The sequence below is a fragment of the Brevibacterium sp. MGP-B1 genome (genome assembly GCF_057766545.1).
In genome coordinates this window covers 848,460-863,873 of record NZ_CM173407.1, presented here as the reverse complement: position 1 = coordinate 863,873, position 15,414 = coordinate 848,460, and the positions used below count along the sequence as shown (strand labels likewise).

Here is a 15,414-nt window from a genome sequence, read left to right as displayed (position 1 = left end):
CCGTTGAACGGGTCCAGTGAAGCTACTCGGCCCCGGTGAAGTGCTGCCGGCAGCGAGCGACATAGGTATCCAGCCCACCGATGTGGCTGGCGTCGATCTCTGTCGCGGCAAGAGTCGCCTCGGGTGGCTGAGCTGTCTGGGCTGCGTCTGGGCCGTTCGGGTTCTCTGTCTGCTCCAAGCGTTGGTGGAACACAGCGTCCTTCCCGCAGACGGTGCACACTGCGGTGAGTCGGAGGACGTCTTCGGCCACGGCCATGAAGCTGGGCAGCGGTTCGAACGGCTGCCCGTCGAAGGTTACGCACAGTCCTTCGACGATGACGTCGAGTCCACGGCTGAGGAGGTCCTCGACGACGGGGACGAGCTCTGGGCCGAAGAACTGCGCCTCATCGATGGCGATGAGTTCATAGTCCTTCTGTCGGGCCGCCTCGGCGAGGGACGCGACGTCTCCGAGCGGCACTGCGGGGATGTTCACCCCGGTGTGCGAGGTGATCGTGGAGATGTCCGATCGGGTGTCGAGTGAGTGGGACACGACGAGGACATCGATTCCGGCGATTGTGGCCCGCCGGACCCTGCGCATGAGCTCTTCGGATTTTCCGGAGAACATAGGTCCGGCGATGACCGTGAGACGACCGGTGTCAGTCATCGACGCTGACTCTCTTGGAGTCGGTGTCAACGGTGACTTCCGTGTTTTCGCTGCCGTTCTCGAAGTCGAACTGGTATTCCTGCTTGCCGTCGTCGAATTCGAGTTTCCAGCTCACGAGCTTTCCGTCGGCTTTCTTCTGCGCACGCTTGAGGGCGTCGTCGAAGGTCATCGGGTCGTTGAGGTCGATGGCCTTCTCTTTGTCATCGGTCGAGTCCTGCTCGTGTTCGGCGATCTTCCCGGTCTCTGCGTCGATCTCGACGTCATGGTCGGTGTTACCGTCGAGGACGGATACTTCGTACTGCCAGGCCCCGTCTTTGTCGTCCCAGTCGAGCTCGATGCCGTGAACGATTCCGTTCCCGACTTCCTCCTCGGCTGTCTTGATCGCGTCTTCGGCACTGATGGCCGGCGATTCCTTGCTCAGGTCGGCACCGGCGCTCAGGCCCTTCCCGGACGATTCCTCCGCCGACTTGGTTTCATCGCCGTCATCGTCTTGGTCGTCGTCGCTCTGATCCTCGGCTCCGGCAGGGCTGGCCTGGGCCGATTCGCTTGCTGCGGGCGAGTCCTGCGCCTCATCGGCTCCGTTTCCGGAATCACTTCCGCCACACCCGGCCAGGCCGAGAGTGAGTGCTGCCAGTCCTGCCACTGTGCTCATTGCCATGCGATTCGTCTTCATGTCTGCCACGCTAGCAAGGGAACGCCTTTCACCAGTGGTTTCTGAGAACAATCTCATCTGAAGGGGTTCGAGACTGCTGGTCAGTCAAGGCAGAATTCGTTGCCTTCAGGATCGGACATGACGATGAAGCCGTGTTCCAATGGCGGGTCCGGATCGACTCGGCGCAGCCGAGTGCCTCCGAGTTCCGTCAGTCGGTTGCATTCTGCTTCGAGTGCATCCATCCGCTCATCGCCGTCGAGCCCCGGAGCCACATGGACGTCGAGGTGCACGCGGTTCTTCACCGTTTTGGGCTCGGGCACCGTTTGGAAGAAGACCCGGGGACCGACCTGTTCAGGGTCTTCGATGGCGGCACGCATGTTTTCGGGACCGAGTTCGATGCCGAGGCCGGCGATGAATTCCTTCCAGGCAGCGATCGGGTCCTCGTCAGCACCGAGTCGCGCTCCGGGAGGACCCGGAATGATGTAGCCGAGTACTTCGGCCCAGAAGCGGGCGAGCCTTTCGGGGTCGTGGCAGTCGACGGTCACCTGGATTGTTCGGCTCATGGTCGGTTGCTCCCGGGATCAGCCCACATATCGGGGTAGACGGTGGCAATGCTCCAACGCCGTGGTGAGGTGGACATGAAGGTCATTCTGCTCCGGTGGGCGGCAGTGCACCAGTGTCGAGGGCGCTTTGCCAGGGTTCAGACAGCCAAGCTGTCACCGAGTTCGAACAGGCTCGGCATCTCCTCTCGGATCATGTTCCCGAAGGCGAGCGCACCTCCGAAGAGTCCCTCGATCGTGTCGACAGTCCGCAGCACGCGGTCCCGGGAGAACTCGGGCATGAGCTCTCCGTATTTGAGATAGCCCTTGAGTGACCCTGTTGCCGCGGCCCTCACACCGAGTCGTCCGTTGATGAGCCAGGTGGTGCACTCGGTTTCGAAACGTGCCTGCGCACCCTCAGTCCTCGGCTCGGCCGACGCCGCACCGACATCGTGCCCTGGCCTACGGTGGCCGGAGAGGCTGAGTGCGAGTTCGCTGAGGAGATGGGTGAGCATGACGGAGGCGCTGCGCGTGTCCGGAAGATCGTCCGGCAGCAGGTTCTTCCGCTGCACCGTGTTGATGACGGTGCGCAGTCCGTCCCAGGTGGGTGTGCTCGCCGCGCGCAGAGGACTGAGACCATCGGTCGTGAGATCGGACCTCTGCCTCACAGTGCGGGCCGCCTCGACGGCGGAGAGCTGCGGGGATCGACGAACAGCGGCGAGCAGCTCATCCCACGGCATCGGCAAGTGACGGTCAAGCGACTCGGAAGCGTGGGAATCGAACGGTTTCGACTTCTGATCCATGTCCTCACGGTAGACGCAGCCCCTGACATGAGATTCGGCGCCGGTCGGAGTCCGAGCCCGGGCGGCGGCGGTAGGCTCGCGGTGGGAAGGATTCAGCGGGAAAGGAGAGAGTGGTGGCCGAACACAATCCGGATCTTCATCTGCGGATCGGACGGGAGGAACTCGTCGTCCGGCAGCGCTACCAGGTGATCAGCATCGCCAATGATGTGTTCATCGGCCTCTGGTTCCTCATCGGCAGCTTCATGTTCTTCTCCGAATCACTGACCTATTCGGGAACCTGGCTGTTCGTCATCGGCAGTGTCGAGATGCTCATTCGCCCGGTGATCCGCCTCATCAGACATCTGCACCTGCAGAGGCTGCGCAGCCCCGCGGCCGCCGGAGACGATTCCTTCGACTTCTGACCGCGTTCGGCCAGTCAATGCGCACCGTGAGCTGAGCAGCCACCGCCACCGCACCCATCAGGGCGATGCCGCGCTTCAAGTCGGTGCCGGTCAGCGGGTGCCCCAGCTCCGCGAGCTCTCGTCGCGCCAGGGCGGCCCCGGGCCACATGATCGGCACGGTGGTGATCACTCCGGCGGTATATCGTCGCAGGACTGCCGTCGACAGCAGGTGAGTGAACACGTGGGCTTCGAGGCCGGCGACCGTGGATCGATAGAGTGCGGACCTCCCTCGTGTCTGCTTCCCCCGGACACCCGCCGCTGCCACTACCGCTCCGACGAGCCCGATCGCTGCCACACTCTGGCGCGTGCTCATTCGCAGGGCCTCGATTCCGGAGACCTCGGCCAGGTGGTCGGCTGTGGCGGGAAAGGTCAGAGCTTCCTCTGCGTCGTGCAGGACCCAGGCCACGAACATGCTCACGGGTCCGCGCATCATGATCACTCCTGTCGCCTCCCGAACATCTGTTCACCATTCCATCATGACCGGGCTCGCCCGTCGATAAGCCGCAGTCTGCGGTGCGCGAACTCGTTCGCCCAGCGCTGGTCGTGTGTCGTCGCCAGGACAGCACCTCCACCGTTGAGGAACGACTCGATGATCGCGTTCAGTCGGGTCATTGCCGCGAGGTCGCGCCCGATCGTCGGTTCGTCGAGCAGCAGCACCGTCGCCTCGGTCATCAGCGCCGAGGCGATGACGATGTCTTTGCGCCTGGCCACATCGAGGTCGAAGGGATGGTCGTCGGCGACCTCGGTCAAGTCCGTCGCGGCGAGGACGCTGTCTGCTTCTGTCAGGCGATGGCTGCGCACTCGCTTTCGGTCTCGCCGTCGATGCGGCGGCAGCGGCGCGGCGTGGAGCAGTTCGCGTGCCACTGTGGCGGCGGAGAGCTGCAGCCCTGGATCCTGTCCCACCCATCCGAGGTGCGCACTGCGCGTGTGGGCGGGCAGGGTGTCCAAACGGATCATCTCGCCGAGGCGGCTGACCGTGATCGTGCCCGTCACGGACGCCGACCGGTCTAGCAGGCCGAGGAGGGCCCACAGAAGCGTGGACTTGCCGGCCCCGTTGGCACCGGTGACTGAGGTGAGTTCGCCGGGCCGCAGATCGAGGTCGAGGCCGTCGAGGATTCGGCTGCTCCCCCGATCCACGGTGAGGTCGCGAACCGTGAGCAGCGGATCTGCCTGTGACCTCGACATCGTCGAGAGGGTCGCCTCATCGTTCGGGCGGCTGTCCCAGATCCCGACGGATTGAACCGTGGGAGTCGCCGTCTGCAGCCGACCGGCGTCGAGGAAGCGGACCTCTTCGCAGATACGGGTCAGTTCGTCAGTCTGATGACCGGTGATGAGCACAGCCCCTCCCTGATCACAGAATTCCTGCAGCACTGCTGCCAGGCGCACACGCATCTGCGGATCCAAGGACTGTGCTGGTTGGTCGAGAACGAGCAAGTCCGGCCCGGGTGCGAGGATCCGTGCCACCGCGACCAGCTGCCTCTGCCCTCCGGAGAGCATGTCCAGCCGTCGGTTCCACAGGTCTTCGATGCCGAGGAGCTCGAGCAGGTCCCGGGCTCGGCGGTGGGCATCGGCCGGATCATGCCCGTGCAGTCGACACGCCAGCTGTGACTCGTCACCGACGTGGCTGGTCATTCCGCTCAGCTGTGCTTCCGGGTCATCGCCGAGCAGCGCCACGGTTCCGTTTCGGTTGATGGTGCCGGTCAGAGCTCCCCGGGAATCGAGCTGTCCGGCCAGCAGGCGGCACAGCGTCGACATTCCCGATCCGAGCGGTCCAAGCACTGCGGTCATGGTTCCACCGATGATGTCGAGAGTGATTCCGCTCAGCGCGGCAGTATCCTGCCCACGATAGGTGAACCCCGCGTCTGTGATCGCAACGGTCATCTCAGGCACCGCCGATCAGCTGCGCGGCGCCCGGCAGCGGGAGGACTCCCGTCACCGAGGCGACGATGAGTCCGATGGTCACGAGCGGAGTCAGGATCCGCAGGAGGCTCTGCCCTGTCCCGTCGGTGTGGTCCTGGAGCGCATTCGCGGTCGTGTTCGAATCGAGTCCGCTGGATTCGATCACGTCGTGACGTTGGTCGACGGTCAGCAGGATCGCGGTGACGAGGCCTGCGACGATTCCCGGCAGCAGTCGGATGCGCACCCGCCAGGAGTCGGTGGCCCAGCCGCGGGCCTGTCTGGCTTCGATGATGTGTCGGGTGCGTGCACCGATCAGCGGAATGAGACCGATGGCCGAGGCACACATATAGGCGACTGCCGAGGGCAGACGAAGTCGACGCAGACCGTCGAAGAGGCGAGCGGAGTCGGCACCCAGACCGAACAGCGCGCACAGCCCGATCAAGGCGCTCACCCGCAGCCAGATCTGGGCGGCGATGCTCAGTCCTTCGGCGCTGAGGCGAGCCGGTCCAGCCTGCCAGAGCACATGCACATCGGCGCCGGGGTAGAACAGCCCCTGCACGACGATGAGCACAATCAGAGTCGGTAGGCACAGGAGGCCCACAGTCATCGCCCATGACAGCAGTCGCACGAACGGGGAGACCATCACGGTCACAACCGTGCCGGTCAGGATGATGACCGGCACGATCGGAGAGGGGATTCCGAAGACGAGCAGCAGGCTGCAGGCCAGGATGACCAATTCTGTGGCAGGATGCAGACGACGTTTCGGGCGGTGAACCTCAGCCGCGTCAACGGCGGTGTGCGTGTCGGAAGAGGCGGGACTCATTCCGCCGGCTGTGCCGATTCGGCCTGTTTGGCAGGGCCGTCGGTCTTCTTCGTCCGGGGACGACTGTGGGCGGCGAACTCGTAGCGACCGACGATGCGTTTGGGCAGCGACTGGATGACGACATAGGCGAGGGCGAAGATGAGCGCCTTGTCGACGATGTCGGAGACCATGCTCTGCGCGAAGGTGGCGTTGAACATCTCGAGTCCTGCCGCTTGGAGGATCGCGACGACTCCCCCGGTGCCGGCCCCCAGCCCGCCGCCGAAGACATAGGCGGCAACGGGTGCTCCGATGGCGCCGGCGGGAACACCGGCGACTGCGCCGACGAGGATCGCGGTCCAGGGTGCGCGGAAGACTCCGAGCCTTGCGGCCCAGCCGGCGGCAGCGCCGATGAAGGCGGCCCCTGAGCTGAAGGCGATGACGCTGGGGCTCAGTGTCACGCCCCAGATGAGGTTCGAGATGATTCCCGTGAAGGCACCTGCTGCAGGGCCAGCCAGGACGCCGATGAGCACAGTTCCGATGGAGTCGAGGTAGAGGGGCACGGGTGTGTAGTTGCCGATGATCTGCCCGATGACGACGTTGAGGGCGATGGCGACCGGGATGAGCGCGAGAACGCTGCGAGGAATGAGCGGGAGAGTGCCCGCGGCGAGCAGAATGCCTCCGCCGAGATAGCCGAGCATGACCCACAGAGTGGTGTATCCGAGGTCGACGCCGAGGTTGGCAGGTTGGGTGAGGAGTACGGCGACGTAGGTGCCGATGACGATGAGGGTGCCGAGCAGTGTGAGGATGAGGGGAAGAGTGCGGTTGCGGTTTTGTCCGGGACCGACCGCGGTGGTCGGCCCCTGCCCAGACTGTCTGGAGTGTGCGGTCATGCGGGTGGTCCTTTCGTCAGGGTGGTGCTGAGGTGGTCGAGGAAGGCAGGAGCGTCGATGGCGCGGATGATCTCTGCGTTCACGGGGCGGCCCCACCGCCCCAGCCAGTCGGCGACGGTTTCGCCTCGTGTGAGTGTACCCGTGAGTTCGACATCGACGGGTGCCCACAGCGTCGATGCCCATGGAAGGTCCCCCGCAGTTCCCCTCACGGGGACCGGGGCGGACGCCTCCCGGGCGTCGGAGTCCGATCCTTCGGACTCTGTTCCGGTCGAGACAGTGGTGTGCTGTCGTGCCCAGGACAGGGCACAGGCGAGAACGAACGGGTCATGGATGTGGGCGAGGTAGCCGAGTCCATCGGTTTCGTGGAATTCGAAGTAGAACCGGAGCGCCTCGGCCAGTTGTGCGAGTACTAATTGCCAGCGGTCATCGCCACCGTTGGCAGAGGCTCCGTCGAGGATGGTGGCGAGACGCGCGGGTGTCATCTCAACGGCTTCGGTCGCTTCGATCGGGGCGATGACCGGAAGGTGGGCGAGCCTCTCCTCCTGTTTGGTGCGGTCGAAAGCGGCGAGCACCTGGGCGGTGGACTCGGGGTCGAAGGTGACGTTCCATTCCGTCGTCGGGTGGGTGTTGCCCCGGTAGTTGAACGCTCCACCCATGATGAAGAGACGTTTGAACAGACTCGGCAGATCCGGGTCGATTTCGAGAGCCAGGGCGAGATTCGTGGCTGGACCGATGACGACACCGAGGAGCTGTCCGGGATGGGCGTGGGCAGCATCGACCCAGGCCTGAGCCGCCGTTACCGAACTCACCGGCCCGCTCGGGGTCGGCAGCCGCGCATATCCCCGCCCGGTCTCGCCATGGGTGAGGTCGGCATACTCCAGGTCTTCGCCCATTGCCGTCTCCGCTGCCTGCGGATCCATCTGCAGAGCCTGCCGTGCCAGCGGAAGACTGTGGCCGGCGTGGACGGGAATGTCGCTGCGTCCGGCCAGCGACAGCCATCCGCGGGTGTTCTCGACGACTTGTGCGGTGGCGACGTTGCCTCCGGATGCGGCGATGCCGACAACGTCGACGTCGTCTTGGCAACACAGGTAGGCCAGTGCAATAGCATCGTCGATTCCGGGGTCGCAGTCGAGGAAGAGCGGCAGAGTGGCAGACATGGTTCTATTCTGCCGGACCCGGCTGTGTCACCACCGTCGGATGCGGGCCCAGTTTCCGCAGGCTTGGGTGGATCCTCGTCTCACCAGTCGGCAGCAGAGGTAGAGCTTTGTCGAGGGAGGCTCGTCGATTCCGAACCTTTCTCTCATGTCGATGGTTTCCTCGCTGCCGAAGGGAGTGCCGATGAGCTCGCCGAACGGCATGCTGGTGATCCACGGTTTGGCCGCGAAGGTGAAGGCGTTGAGGAACATTTCACAGTCACAGCAGCAGGCACCCATGCTGCTCAGCCGCGCGAGCAGCGCCGTGGCGCGTGGAGCCGTACGGTCGCGGAAGCCTTCTGCGAACCTGTGGGTGCCGTTGCAGCCGTATTCGCCGAGTTGGCGGAACACGTAGCAGGCCAGGCATTCGCCGGGGCGCGGGGCGAAGACACGGGCGGTCTCCTCGTCGATGATCGTTCTGACGTCGTTGTCAATGGTGTTCTTGTCCATGACCACACGGTTCCAGACGGCACTGACACGAAAAGCGGTCGATTGACTGAATCCCCCGATTTCCGTCCTATTTTCGCAGATCGCGGCCGGTGGACGTCCTTCACCTTAGAATCGTGCCTATGAGCATTCTCGTCATCGGTGAGGCCCTCATCGACATCGTCAGCACGCCCGGAAGTCCAGACCGATATGCACCGGGTGGAGCTCCAGCCAATGTCGCTCTCGGGCTGGGCCGCCTCGGCGACGATGTCGAGTTCCTCACCGATGTCGGCAATGATTTCCACGGTGGGTTCCTTCTCGCTCATCTTCAGGAGTCTCAGGTCGCCGTGCTCGCTTCACCACGTGGCGCCACGTCGACAGCGCTGGCTCGCCTCGCCGATGATGGCTCGGCCGAGTACGAGTTCCACCTGCGGTGGGATCCTGACTCTTCCCTGCTTAAGGACGCGTCTCGCTCTGTTGTGCATGTCGGTTCGATTGCGGCATTCCTTTCGCCCGGCGCCGCAGTCATCGATGATGTCCTCGCCTCTGCGACCGGGGCTTCCGGTACGCATCTTCGTCCGCTCATCTCATTCGATCCGAATATCCGACCGTCGATCATCGGCGCCCGCGAGGATGTGCTGCCGCGATTCGAGGAGTTGGCTCGTCGAGTCGACGTTCTCAAACTCAGCGACGTCGATGCGAACTGGCTCTATCCCGATCTCGACGAGTCCGCACAGGTCGACCGTCTTCTCAGCCTCGGGGCGAATCTGGTCGCCATGACTCGCGGTGGTGAGGGTGCGATCGTGGCGACCGCTTCGGCGCGGGCATCGGTGACCTCAAGGAAGGTGGAAGTCAAAGACACGATCGGGGCCGGGGATACGTTCATGGTCTCGCTCATCCACGACCTGAATGCACAGGAGAACGCTGTGTCCGATCTCAGCACGGCAGAACTCACAGCCCTGGGAGATCGTGCATCGGCGCTTGCGGCGATCACGGTCAGTCGTGAGGGTGCGGATCTGCCGTGGGCCGCGGACCTCACGAACTGAGGAATTCGCCGAGCTGTCGCAGGCAGATTTCATGGCCGTTGCGGTGTCCGTCGATCATTCCCTGACCGGCGAAGGACACGACCTGGTCGACGAGGCCGACCCGGGTGCCTGTCGGGATGGCGGTCAGGGTCCAGGTGATGATGGCCGTCGAGAGGATCTCATCGTCTTTGGTGAGAGTCTCTGTTGTGACGATGTGACGTCCCGGCTCAAGTGAGCAGTACTGCCCGGTGGAGACGAACTCGAGTTCTCCCGGTGACCCACAGCGGGCACGGATCGCACCGCCCGGACGGAATTCGTCGATGTCGCACACCATCTCCTCTCCCTCAGGGACTCCCCACTGCACGCGCTGATCCGTATCGGCGAAGGCGTTCCACACCTTCGAGGCCGGATGCTCGAAGTCAGCGCTGAGGCTGATCGTCGCGGTCACCGGCGCCCCCTGGTCGGATGCAGCCTCACTCACCGAAGAACACCACCTGGTTACCGTCCGGATCGGTGACCGGCAGGATGCGCTGTCCGCCTCCTGGGGTCGGTTCGTCGTGGTCGATTCCGGCCGCTCGCAGATGCTCGGCCATCTTGTCGAGGTCGTCCACGTCGAGAACCACGTTCGAGCGTCCGGCTCGCTGAGGGTCCTCCCAGATCTGGATTCCGAACCTCTCGTCGAAGAGCCATTGGGCCAGCCCCGCCATCGGCTTGCTATCCGGCTGTCTTTCGAAGAGTCGGGAATACCATTCGGTCGCTTCCTTCTCGCCGGTGACAACGATATTGGCCATGAGTCCTGTGATCATGATCGCTCCTTCGGGATCAGTCCTGAGATTGAGTGATTGCATTTTGCAAGCACTTATTCCATGGAAGCACATATCGGCCCTGGGAACAAGAGCGATGTTCAGCTCAACCCCCGAACGGGGCCGACGCAAACCGGCCCCATGCGAGGAACGCAAACACCAGCAGGTACGCGGTGTCCCCCGCCATCAGGCCCCATTCGCTGCGCCGAAATCGTGTCGTCGCCGCCCCCGTCATCACCAACATGAGTCCACACGCCGCAATCGGCGAGAGAACCGGAAGGATTCCCGCCAGCGGGGGCACGATCAGTCCGATCACGCCGAGGAGCTTGATGGTTCCGATGACTTTGATGTGCCCCGGACTGAAATCGTCCACCCAGTGCTGGCTGCGAGCCAGCGCCCGATACTTCTCCTTGGACAGGATCACCTGCGAGGCTCCGCCGATGCCGAAGGCCACTGCCATTGCGGAGGCGACGACCCATAGTACGATGTCCATCATTGCAATTCTCCTTTGCCGAAAGAGCCCGGTCGGACTCTCACTCTGATGACGCACCGCCGCCAGGAAAGGTAACAACCATCGCGCAGTCATCTGCGACCTCAGAGTTCGAAGCTCATCGCCCTCGCCTCACTGCGTTGGCTACGAGAGTGCTCGGCTCGCATTCGGACGCCGAGGATGCCGTTCAGGAAACATGGCTCCGCTGGGAGCGGAACGGTCCGGAGTCCATCGACAATCTCGGCGGGTGGCTGACCCGGGTCGTCGGACGCATCTGTCTCGATGTGCTCCGCCGACGCACCTCTCGGGGAGAATCGTCGCTTGACGCCTGGGCCAGCGAAGCCATCGTCGACGAGGATGACCCGACGCCCGAGCAGAACGCAACGTTGTCGGATTCGCTCGGACCGGCCATGCTCATCGTGCTCGACTCGCTGCGCCCGGAGGAGCGAGTCGCGTTCGTCCTCCACGACATGTTCTCAGTGCCCTTTGCCGAAATCGCGGCCGTCATCGGATCTTCGGAAGCCGCCGCGAAGATGGCCGCCAGTCGGGCCCGGCGCAAGGTCAAGGACACACCACGACCGTCCGGAGAACTCTCACAGCGTCGTGCTGTCGTCGACGCATTCCTCACTGCCGCACGGCATGGAGACTTCGACGCTCTGCTGCACACTCTCGACCCGGGACTGACGTGGCACCGCAGCAACGCCCACGGCCACGTAATCCGGATGGGTGCGAACGAGGTGCTCGCAGCGATTCGGCGCGGCGATCCGGACAGGATCGAAGTTCGAAAGGTCAACGTCAACGGCGAGCCGGGTCTCCTCGTTCTGACCGCAAGCGGTCACCGTTTGGGACTCATGGCATGCACCGTGGCAGACGGCAGAATGGTCGGCATCGTCTCGATCACCTCAAGGAGGCTGCTGGAGCGGCTGAGACTGCCTGGGCAGTAGCCCCACCCGAATCAGCTTCCGGAGATCTCCGCCTCGTAGGCGGCCTGCAGTCGCTCTGAGGAACGCGGTTGGTCAGGATTCGGGCGCGGCACACCAAGGTGGGTCTCCCGAAGTTCATCCATGAGGCCGTCCACCAGTTGCGGATCTTCTGCCATGATTCTGGATCGGATCGTCAACTCCGGTGAGGTCTCCCGGTGGGTCATCCCCCACGTTCCGAGAGCGACCATGACCGCCAGAGTCTGGATTCCAGCCTCGGTGAGGGAGTATTCGGCTCGCTGCCCGCGGGCGGCTTCCGCCTTCGTCAGCAGCCCTTCGTCGATGAGCTTCCTCAGACGGCTGGCGAGCATGTTCGAGGCTATGCCCTCATCGTTGTGGGTGAGCAGCTCGCGGAAGTGCCGACGATTGCCGAAGATGATGTCGCGGAGGACGATGAGCGACCAGTTGTCGCCGAGGACCTCGACGGCGGCATTGATCGCACATCCTGAACGCGGCTGCGCGGGCATCGATCCACCTCCAGTGATTGCATTCTGAAACTACTTAATCTTACACTGGGTCCACTTCCCCGGGACCGACGCCATCCGTCGGACTGAAGACATCAGCCGAACCACCACATCGGAGTGCTCATGGCCAAAGCGTGTGTCAACAATCTCTTCGTCTCCCTCGACGGCTTCGCTGCCGGCGAGTTCGTCACCTTCGATCAGCCGATCGGCGAAGCCGAAGCACTGTTCTCCTTCTTCGACGGCCGCGGCATCGAGGGTGTGGACAAGGTCGACGCCCCGGTGACCGCAGACCGCGCTCTGTTCGCGATGTGGGGACAGGGCATCGGAGCCGAGATCATGGGAAGGAAGAAGTTCGGTCCGCAGACGGGGCCGTGGCCCGACGACGGCTGGCGTGGCTGGTGGGGTGAGGAACCGCCGTTCAAGACCCCGTGCTTTGTTCTCACTCACCATCCGCGGGTGCCGATGGAGTTCGACAACGGCACGAGTTTCCACTTCATCGACGCGTCGCCCGCGGAGGCACTCGCCGAGGCGACCGTTGCCGCTGACGGCGGCAATGTCCGCATCGGCGGCGGTCCTTCGATGGTCAGACAGTTCCTTGCGGACGGCCTCGTCGACTTCATGCACCTCGTCATCGTCCCGGTCACCCTCGGCCGCGGGGTCTGGCTCTGGGAGGGCCTCGAGGGACTTGAGAAGGATTTCACGATCGAGAGCCTCACCACGGCCAGCGGTCTGACCCACCAATTGTGGAATCGCCGAGGCTGATCTGCCCGAGGACTCCGACGTCCGGTCCCTGCCGGTGCGACAATGCCGATGGCCCGCCGTTCCCTATCGGAACGGCGAGCCATCGGGTCAGTGGGCCGCTCGGACCCGGGTGACGGCTCGGAGCGGTCGGACTCAGGTCAGCGGATCGCCTCGGCGATGGGGGTCTGACCGTCATAGAAGTTCACGGTCTCGCGCACCGCAGCGGACTCGGCGATGACGTGGGTGATGACGTCGGCGACGAGGTCGCGTGAGGTCACTCGCACATCGTCGGCCGGCTTCTGCCCATCGAGGTCGCCGGCCGCATCGGCGATGAGGACGCTGCCGTTCGAGGGTTCGAGGGTGAGTCCGCCGGGCCCGAGGATCGTGAAGTCCAACGAGCTGGCTCGCAGGTGCTCATCGGCACCACTCTTGGCCTGCACGTAGGGGTAGAAGGAGCTCTCCGGGTCGACGCGGTCCGAGTCGACGGAGGCGCTGGCGTAGGAGACCATGACGAAGCGCTTGACCCCGGCCTGTTCGGCGGCGTCGATGGATCGCTTGGCTGCTTCGAGGTCGACGGCCTTCGTCCGCTCCGGGCTGCCGCCGCCGGCTCCGGCGGAGAATACGACAGCCTGGGCTCCGGCGAACAGGTCGGCGAGCACCTGGGTGTCGGCGGTTTCGATGTCGAGGAAGACCGGGTTGGCCTCGGCGGCTTCGACATCTGATGACTGGTCAGGGTTGCGGATCACCGAATCGACGGCGAAGCCTGCAGCCTTGAGCTTGGGCGCGGCCTGAAGTGCGATCTTTCCATGGCCGCCGAGAATGACGACACGAGCTGAATCAGACATATCTACCTCCGTTGTCGGTGCTGCTTGGCATTCGGTACAGCGATGCCTCTTGCGCGATTATTCCCAGTCCGACGGTATTCTGAGGACCATGACCGACGACTTCTCCCCCGCCGCCGTCGTGCGTCGGCTCGACCGTGGACAGCAGGTCGTCATCCCTTCCTCGAATCGTTCAGTCGTCTTCGTTCTGCTCCTCGCGCTCGTCATCGGCATCGGCCTGCTCGCTTTCTTCCTCTTCATCGTCACTGCAACGATCCAAGACGGACGCAGCCCATGGCTCATCATCCTCAACCTGCGTATGTGGGCTTTCGTTGTCGGCATCGTCGGTTGCCTCGTCGTCGCACCGATCGGGGTGTTCGTGCGGATGTCCAGGCGAGAGTCCCTCGTCGTCTCCCCCACCGGCGTCGCGTTGGCCCGGCGCGGTGAGGTTCTGCCCGGGACTCTGCTGCCCTGGCACGATATCGAGGCGATTGTGTTCGAAAAGACGGCACGCCGTGGTCCGAGGGTCGCGACGTATATCCTCACTCAGGAGGCGACTCGGCGGCGACGCGGGCGCAGGCATAATCCGCGGTTGCTCGTCAGAAGCGGATTCGTCCTCAGCCATCGGCGACTCTTCCCGGTACTGAGAGCCGCTCATGCCCGTTTCGCACCACACGTCCATGGACACCGGTAGGCCCGCACATGCGCGTGCCTTACCGTTGAGTTCATGATCCGATGCCTCCTCGCTCGCGCTTTCTGGTCCTTCAGCAAATGGAACCTCGTGACCGAGCCCGCTCCGAACCGTCCGACCATCCTCGTCGGCGCTCCGCACACTTCGAACTGGGACTTCGTCGTCATGCTCGCGATCGCGTGGCGCATGCGCGTCGACGTCCATTGGCTGGGTAAGCATTCCCTGTTCACCGGCTGGCGGGGGCCGATCATGCGGGGACTCGGTGGGATTCCCGTCGATCGGTCGGATCCGAGCAAGATCGTCACCGAGGTGGTCGACCGCATGCGAGACGGCGAGGTCTTCGCGCTCGTCATCACCCCGGACGGCACCCGCGGCGGACACACTCATTGGAAATCCGGGTTCCATCGCATCGCGATGGCAACGGGAATGCCCGTAACGTTGGGCTACCTGGATACCGCGACCCGGACGACGGGGCTGGGTCCGACCCTGGAGATGACCGGCGACATCGCCGCGGACATGGATCGGATCCGCGAATTCTACGCCGACAAGCGTGGAATCCGCCCGCACCTGCAGATCACGCCGAGGCTGCGCGAAGAAGACTCCGCCGGTGACGATCGCGAAGGCGAAGCGGAGCCGAACTGAGATGGACGGTGATCTGCGCGTCCCCGCTGGACCCGGAATCCCAGCCGGGCTGGTCATCCCCGCATCCGACCTGTCCGAACAGTTCTCCCGGTCATCCGGCCCGGGCGGCCAGCACGTCAATACCTCCGATTCACGGGTGCAACTGAGCCTCGACCTGGCCTCAGCGAGATTCCTCACCGAGGTTCAACGCGAGCGAGTGCTCAGTCGGTTGGCACCACGACTGTCGGGCACCGTGGTGACCGTGACTTCGGAGAAGCAGCGGTCACAGCTGAAGAACCGTCAGGACGCACGCATGCGTCTGGCGCAGCTGCTGCGGGAGGCGTTGGCTCCGCCGGTGCAGAGGCGAGCGACGACGCCGTCACGCAATTCCCGTCGTCGCCGAGTCCGGACCGAACAGCGGCGGTCGGAGATCAAACGCAACCGTCGCAGGCCCCGTCTCGATTGAGCCCCGGTGGTGACAGCGGTTGCCG

General features: G+C 64.1%; 22 protein-coding genes. 7 read left to right on the top strand and 15 right to left on the bottom strand.

What is annotated here, in order from left to right; translation table 11 throughout:
- Positions 1 to 22: 22 nt before the first annotated feature.
- The 4 genes from AC3CD9_RS03980 to AC3CD9_RS03965 form a co-directional block, all read right to left on the bottom strand.
- The gene (locus AC3CD9_RS03980; RefSeq protein WP_488366410.1) at positions 23 to 643 is read right to left on the bottom strand and encodes a thymidine kinase; all 621 of its coding nucleotides are present in this window, start codon (positions 641 to 643) and stop codon (positions 23 to 25) included.
- Positions 636 to 1,316, bottom strand: a complete 681-nt coding sequence (locus tag AC3CD9_RS03975; protein ID WP_488366408.1) for a PepSY domain-containing protein — start codon at positions 1,314 to 1,316, stop codon at positions 636 to 638. Before AC3CD9_RS03975 ends, AC3CD9_RS03980 begins: the two co-directional genes overlap by 8 nt.
- A gap of 80 nt (positions 1,317 to 1,396) precedes the next feature.
- Positions 1,397 to 1,858, bottom strand: a complete 462-nt coding sequence (locus AC3CD9_RS03970; protein ID WP_488366407.1) for a VOC family protein — start codon at positions 1,856 to 1,858, stop codon at positions 1,397 to 1,399.
- 137 nt (positions 1,859 to 1,995) lie between these two features.
- A complete protein-coding gene (locus tag AC3CD9_RS03965) occupies positions 1,996 to 2,637 on the bottom strand; it encodes a hypothetical protein (protein ID WP_488366406.1) in 642 nt (213 codons plus the stop codon).
- Between the two features lie 113 nt (positions 2,638 to 2,750).
- Here AC3CD9_RS03965 and AC3CD9_RS03960 point away from each other — a divergent pair, with 113 nt between their 5' ends.
- Positions 2,751 to 3,038, top strand: coding sequence for a YrhK family protein (locus AC3CD9_RS03960; RefSeq protein WP_488366405.1), 288 nt, complete (start codon positions 2,751 to 2,753; stop codon positions 3,036 to 3,038).
- On the opposite strand, the gene AC3CD9_RS03955 is transcribed toward AC3CD9_RS03960, so the two are convergent.
- The 6 genes from AC3CD9_RS03955 to AC3CD9_RS03930 are packed head-to-tail and all read right to left on the bottom strand — an operon-like array spanning position 2,971 to position 8,311.
- Positions 2,971 to 3,510 (bottom strand): HXXEE domain-containing protein, encoded by a 540-nt coding sequence (locus tag AC3CD9_RS03955; protein WP_488366404.1) that lies wholly within the window; start codon positions 3,508 to 3,510, stop codon positions 2,971 to 2,973. The genes AC3CD9_RS03960 and AC3CD9_RS03955 overlap by 68 nt on opposite strands.
- 41 nt (positions 3,511 to 3,551) lie before the next feature.
- Positions 3,552 to 4,958 carry an ATP-binding cassette domain-containing protein gene (locus AC3CD9_RS03950; RefSeq protein WP_488366403.1) on the bottom strand — a complete coding sequence of 469 codons (1,407 nt, stop codon included), beginning with the start codon at positions 4,956 to 4,958 and terminating at the stop codon, positions 3,552 to 3,554.
- 1 nt (position 4,959) lies between these two features.
- Positions 4,960 to 5,799 carry an energy-coupling factor transporter transmembrane component T family protein gene (locus AC3CD9_RS03945; RefSeq protein ID WP_488366401.1) on the bottom strand — a complete coding sequence of 280 codons (840 nt, stop codon included), beginning with the start codon at positions 5,797 to 5,799 and terminating at the stop codon, positions 4,960 to 4,962.
- Entirely contained in the window at positions 5,796 to 6,668 is an 873-nt protein-coding gene (locus AC3CD9_RS03940; protein ID WP_488366400.1) for a histidine kinase, read from the bottom strand. The genes AC3CD9_RS03945 and AC3CD9_RS03940 overlap by 4 nt, the downstream gene beginning before the upstream one ends.
- Entirely contained in the window at positions 6,665 to 7,825 is a 1,161-nt protein-coding gene (locus tag AC3CD9_RS03935; RefSeq protein ID WP_488366399.1) for a nucleoside hydrolase, read from the bottom strand. The genes AC3CD9_RS03940 and AC3CD9_RS03935 overlap by 4 nt, the downstream gene beginning before the upstream one ends.
- A gap of 27 nt (positions 7,826 to 7,852) precedes the next feature.
- Positions 7,853 to 8,311, bottom strand: coding sequence for a DUF2695 domain-containing protein (locus AC3CD9_RS03930; RefSeq protein WP_488366398.1), 459 nt, complete (start codon positions 8,309 to 8,311; stop codon positions 7,853 to 7,855).
- Positions 8,312 to 8,430: 119 nt separating this feature from the next.
- Here AC3CD9_RS03930 and AC3CD9_RS03925 point away from each other — a divergent pair, with 119 nt between their 5' ends.
- Positions 8,431 to 9,333 carry a carbohydrate kinase family protein gene (locus AC3CD9_RS03925; protein WP_488366397.1) on the top strand — a complete coding sequence of 301 codons (903 nt, stop codon included), beginning with the start codon at positions 8,431 to 8,433 and terminating at the stop codon, positions 9,331 to 9,333.
- Here AC3CD9_RS03925 and AC3CD9_RS03920 read toward each other — a convergent pair.
- The 3 genes from AC3CD9_RS03920 to AC3CD9_RS03910 all read right to left on the bottom strand — a co-directional run bounded on the left by AC3CD9_RS03920 (position 9,323) and on the right by AC3CD9_RS03910 (position 10,611).
- Positions 9,323 to 9,793, bottom strand: a complete 471-nt coding sequence (locus AC3CD9_RS03920) for an SRPBCC domain-containing protein (RefSeq protein ID WP_488366396.1) — start codon at positions 9,791 to 9,793, stop codon at positions 9,323 to 9,325. The genes AC3CD9_RS03925 and AC3CD9_RS03920 overlap by 11 nt on opposite strands.
- Positions 9,786 to 10,118 (bottom strand): VOC family protein, encoded by a 333-nt coding sequence (locus AC3CD9_RS03915; protein ID WP_488366395.1) that lies wholly within the window; start codon positions 10,116 to 10,118, stop codon positions 9,786 to 9,788. Before AC3CD9_RS03915 ends, AC3CD9_RS03920 begins: the two co-directional genes overlap by 8 nt.
- Positions 10,119 to 10,221: 103 nt before the next feature.
- Complete coding sequence (locus AC3CD9_RS03910) at positions 10,222 to 10,611, bottom strand: DoxX family protein (protein ID WP_488366393.1); 390 nt, start codon at positions 10,609 to 10,611, stop codon at positions 10,222 to 10,224.
- 77 nt (positions 10,612 to 10,688) lie between these two features.
- Between AC3CD9_RS03910 and AC3CD9_RS03905 the strand changes: the two genes are divergently transcribed.
- The gene (locus AC3CD9_RS03905) at positions 10,689 to 11,549 is read left to right on the top strand and encodes a sigma-70 family RNA polymerase sigma factor (protein WP_488367497.1); all 861 of its coding nucleotides are present in this window, start codon (positions 10,689 to 10,691) and stop codon (positions 11,547 to 11,549) included.
- 11 nt (positions 11,550 to 11,560) lie between these two features.
- Here AC3CD9_RS03905 and AC3CD9_RS03900 read toward each other — a convergent pair whose 3' ends face one another.
- Positions 11,561 to 12,052, bottom strand: coding sequence for a winged helix-turn-helix transcriptional regulator (locus tag AC3CD9_RS03900; protein ID WP_488366392.1), 492 nt, complete (start codon positions 12,050 to 12,052; stop codon positions 11,561 to 11,563).
- A gap of 120 nt (positions 12,053 to 12,172) precedes the next feature.
- On the opposite strand from AC3CD9_RS03900, the gene AC3CD9_RS03895 reads away from it, so the two are divergent.
- Positions 12,173 to 12,811 (top strand): dihydrofolate reductase family protein, encoded by a 639-nt coding sequence (locus AC3CD9_RS03895; protein WP_488366391.1) that lies wholly within the window; start codon positions 12,173 to 12,175, stop codon positions 12,809 to 12,811.
- Between the two features lie 137 nt (positions 12,812 to 12,948).
- Here AC3CD9_RS03895 and AC3CD9_RS03890 read toward each other — a convergent pair whose 3' ends face one another.
- Positions 12,949 to 13,635 (bottom strand): SDR family oxidoreductase, encoded by a 687-nt coding sequence (locus AC3CD9_RS03890; RefSeq protein ID WP_488366390.1) that lies wholly within the window; start codon positions 13,633 to 13,635, stop codon positions 12,949 to 12,951.
- A gap of 88 nt (positions 13,636 to 13,723) precedes the next feature.
- Here AC3CD9_RS03890 and AC3CD9_RS03885 point away from each other — a divergent pair, with 88 nt between their 5' ends.
- The 3 genes from AC3CD9_RS03885 to arfB are packed head-to-tail and all read left to right on the top strand — an operon-like array spanning position 13,724 to position 15,389.
- A complete protein-coding gene (locus tag AC3CD9_RS03885; RefSeq protein ID WP_488366389.1) occupies positions 13,724 to 14,305 on the top strand; it encodes a hypothetical protein in 582 nt (193 codons plus the stop codon).
- A 33-nt stretch (positions 14,306 to 14,338) separates the two neighbouring features.
- Positions 14,339 to 14,944 (top strand): 1-acyl-sn-glycerol-3-phosphate acyltransferase, encoded by a 606-nt coding sequence (locus AC3CD9_RS03880; RefSeq protein ID WP_488366388.1) that lies wholly within the window; start codon positions 14,339 to 14,341, stop codon positions 14,942 to 14,944.
- A 1-nt stretch (position 14,945) separates the two neighbouring features.
- Positions 14,946 to 15,389, top strand: a complete 444-nt coding sequence (gene arfB / locus AC3CD9_RS03875; RefSeq protein WP_488367496.1) for an alternative ribosome rescue aminoacyl-tRNA hydrolase ArfB — start codon at positions 14,946 to 14,948, stop codon at positions 15,387 to 15,389.
- The last annotated feature ends 25 nt before the right edge of the window (positions 15,390 to 15,414 follow it).

What these genes read in the sequence shown, in the direction of transcription:
- AC3CD9_RS03980 (WP_488366410.1), bottom strand. Translation starts at nt 643, where the DNA reads ATGACTGACACCGGTCGTCTCACGGTCATCGCCGGACCTATGTTCTCC.
- AC3CD9_RS03975 (WP_488366408.1), bottom strand. Translation starts at nt 1,316, where the DNA reads ATGAAGACGAATCGCATGGCAATGAGCACAGTGGCAGGACTGGCAGCA.
- AC3CD9_RS03970 (WP_488366407.1), bottom strand. Translation starts at nt 1,858, where the DNA reads ATGAGCCGAACAATCCAGGTGACCGTCGACTGCCACGACCCCGAAAGG.
- AC3CD9_RS03965 (WP_488366406.1), bottom strand. Translation starts at nt 2,637, where the DNA reads ATGGATCAGAAGTCGAAACCGTTCGATTCCCACGCTTCCGAGTCGCTT.
- AC3CD9_RS03955 (WP_488366404.1), bottom strand. Translation starts at nt 3,510, where the DNA reads ATGATGCGCGGACCCGTGAGCATGTTCGTGGCCTGGGTCCTGCACGAC.
- AC3CD9_RS03950 (WP_488366403.1), bottom strand. Translation starts at nt 4,958, where the DNA reads ATGACCGTTGCGATCACAGACGCGGGGTTCACCTATCGTGGGCAGGAT.
- AC3CD9_RS03945 (WP_488366401.1), bottom strand. Translation starts at nt 5,799, where the DNA reads ATGAGTCCCGCCTCTTCCGACACGCACACCGCCGTTGACGCGGCTGAG.
- AC3CD9_RS03940 (WP_488366400.1), bottom strand. Translation starts at nt 6,668, where the DNA reads ATGACCGCACACTCCAGACAGTCTGGGCAGGGGCCGACCACCGCGGTC.
- AC3CD9_RS03935 (WP_488366399.1), bottom strand. Translation starts at nt 7,825, where the DNA reads ATGTCTGCCACTCTGCCGCTCTTCCTCGACTGCGACCCCGGAATCGAC.
- AC3CD9_RS03930 (WP_488366398.1), bottom strand. Translation starts at nt 8,311, where the DNA reads ATGGACAAGAACACCATTGACAACGACGTCAGAACGATCATCGACGAG.
- AC3CD9_RS03925 (WP_488366397.1), top strand. Translation starts at nt 8,431, where the DNA reads ATGAGCATTCTCGTCATCGGTGAGGCCCTCATCGACATCGTCAGCACG.
- AC3CD9_RS03915 (WP_488366395.1), bottom strand. Translation starts at nt 10,118, where the DNA reads ATGATCACAGGACTCATGGCCAATATCGTTGTCACCGGCGAGAAGGAA.
- AC3CD9_RS03910 (WP_488366393.1), bottom strand. Translation starts at nt 10,611, where the DNA reads ATGATGGACATCGTACTATGGGTCGTCGCCTCCGCAATGGCAGTGGCC.
- AC3CD9_RS03900 (WP_488366392.1), bottom strand. Translation starts at nt 12,052, where the DNA reads ATGCCCGCGCAGCCGCGTTCAGGATGTGCGATCAATGCCGCCGTCGAG.
- AC3CD9_RS03895 (WP_488366391.1), top strand. Translation starts at nt 12,173, where the DNA reads ATGGCCAAAGCGTGTGTCAACAATCTCTTCGTCTCCCTCGACGGCTTC.
- AC3CD9_RS03890 (WP_488366390.1), bottom strand. Translation starts at nt 13,635, where the DNA reads ATGTCTGATTCAGCTCGTGTCGTCATTCTCGGCGGCCATGGAAAGATC.
- AC3CD9_RS03885 (WP_488366389.1), top strand. Translation starts at nt 13,724, where the DNA reads ATGACCGACGACTTCTCCCCCGCCGCCGTCGTGCGTCGGCTCGACCGT.
- AC3CD9_RS03880 (WP_488366388.1), top strand. Translation starts at nt 14,339, where the DNA reads ATGATCCGATGCCTCCTCGCTCGCGCTTTCTGGTCCTTCAGCAAATGG.
- arfB (WP_488367496.1), top strand. Translation starts at nt 14,946, where the DNA reads ATGGACGGTGATCTGCGCGTCCCCGCTGGACCCGGAATCCCAGCCGGG.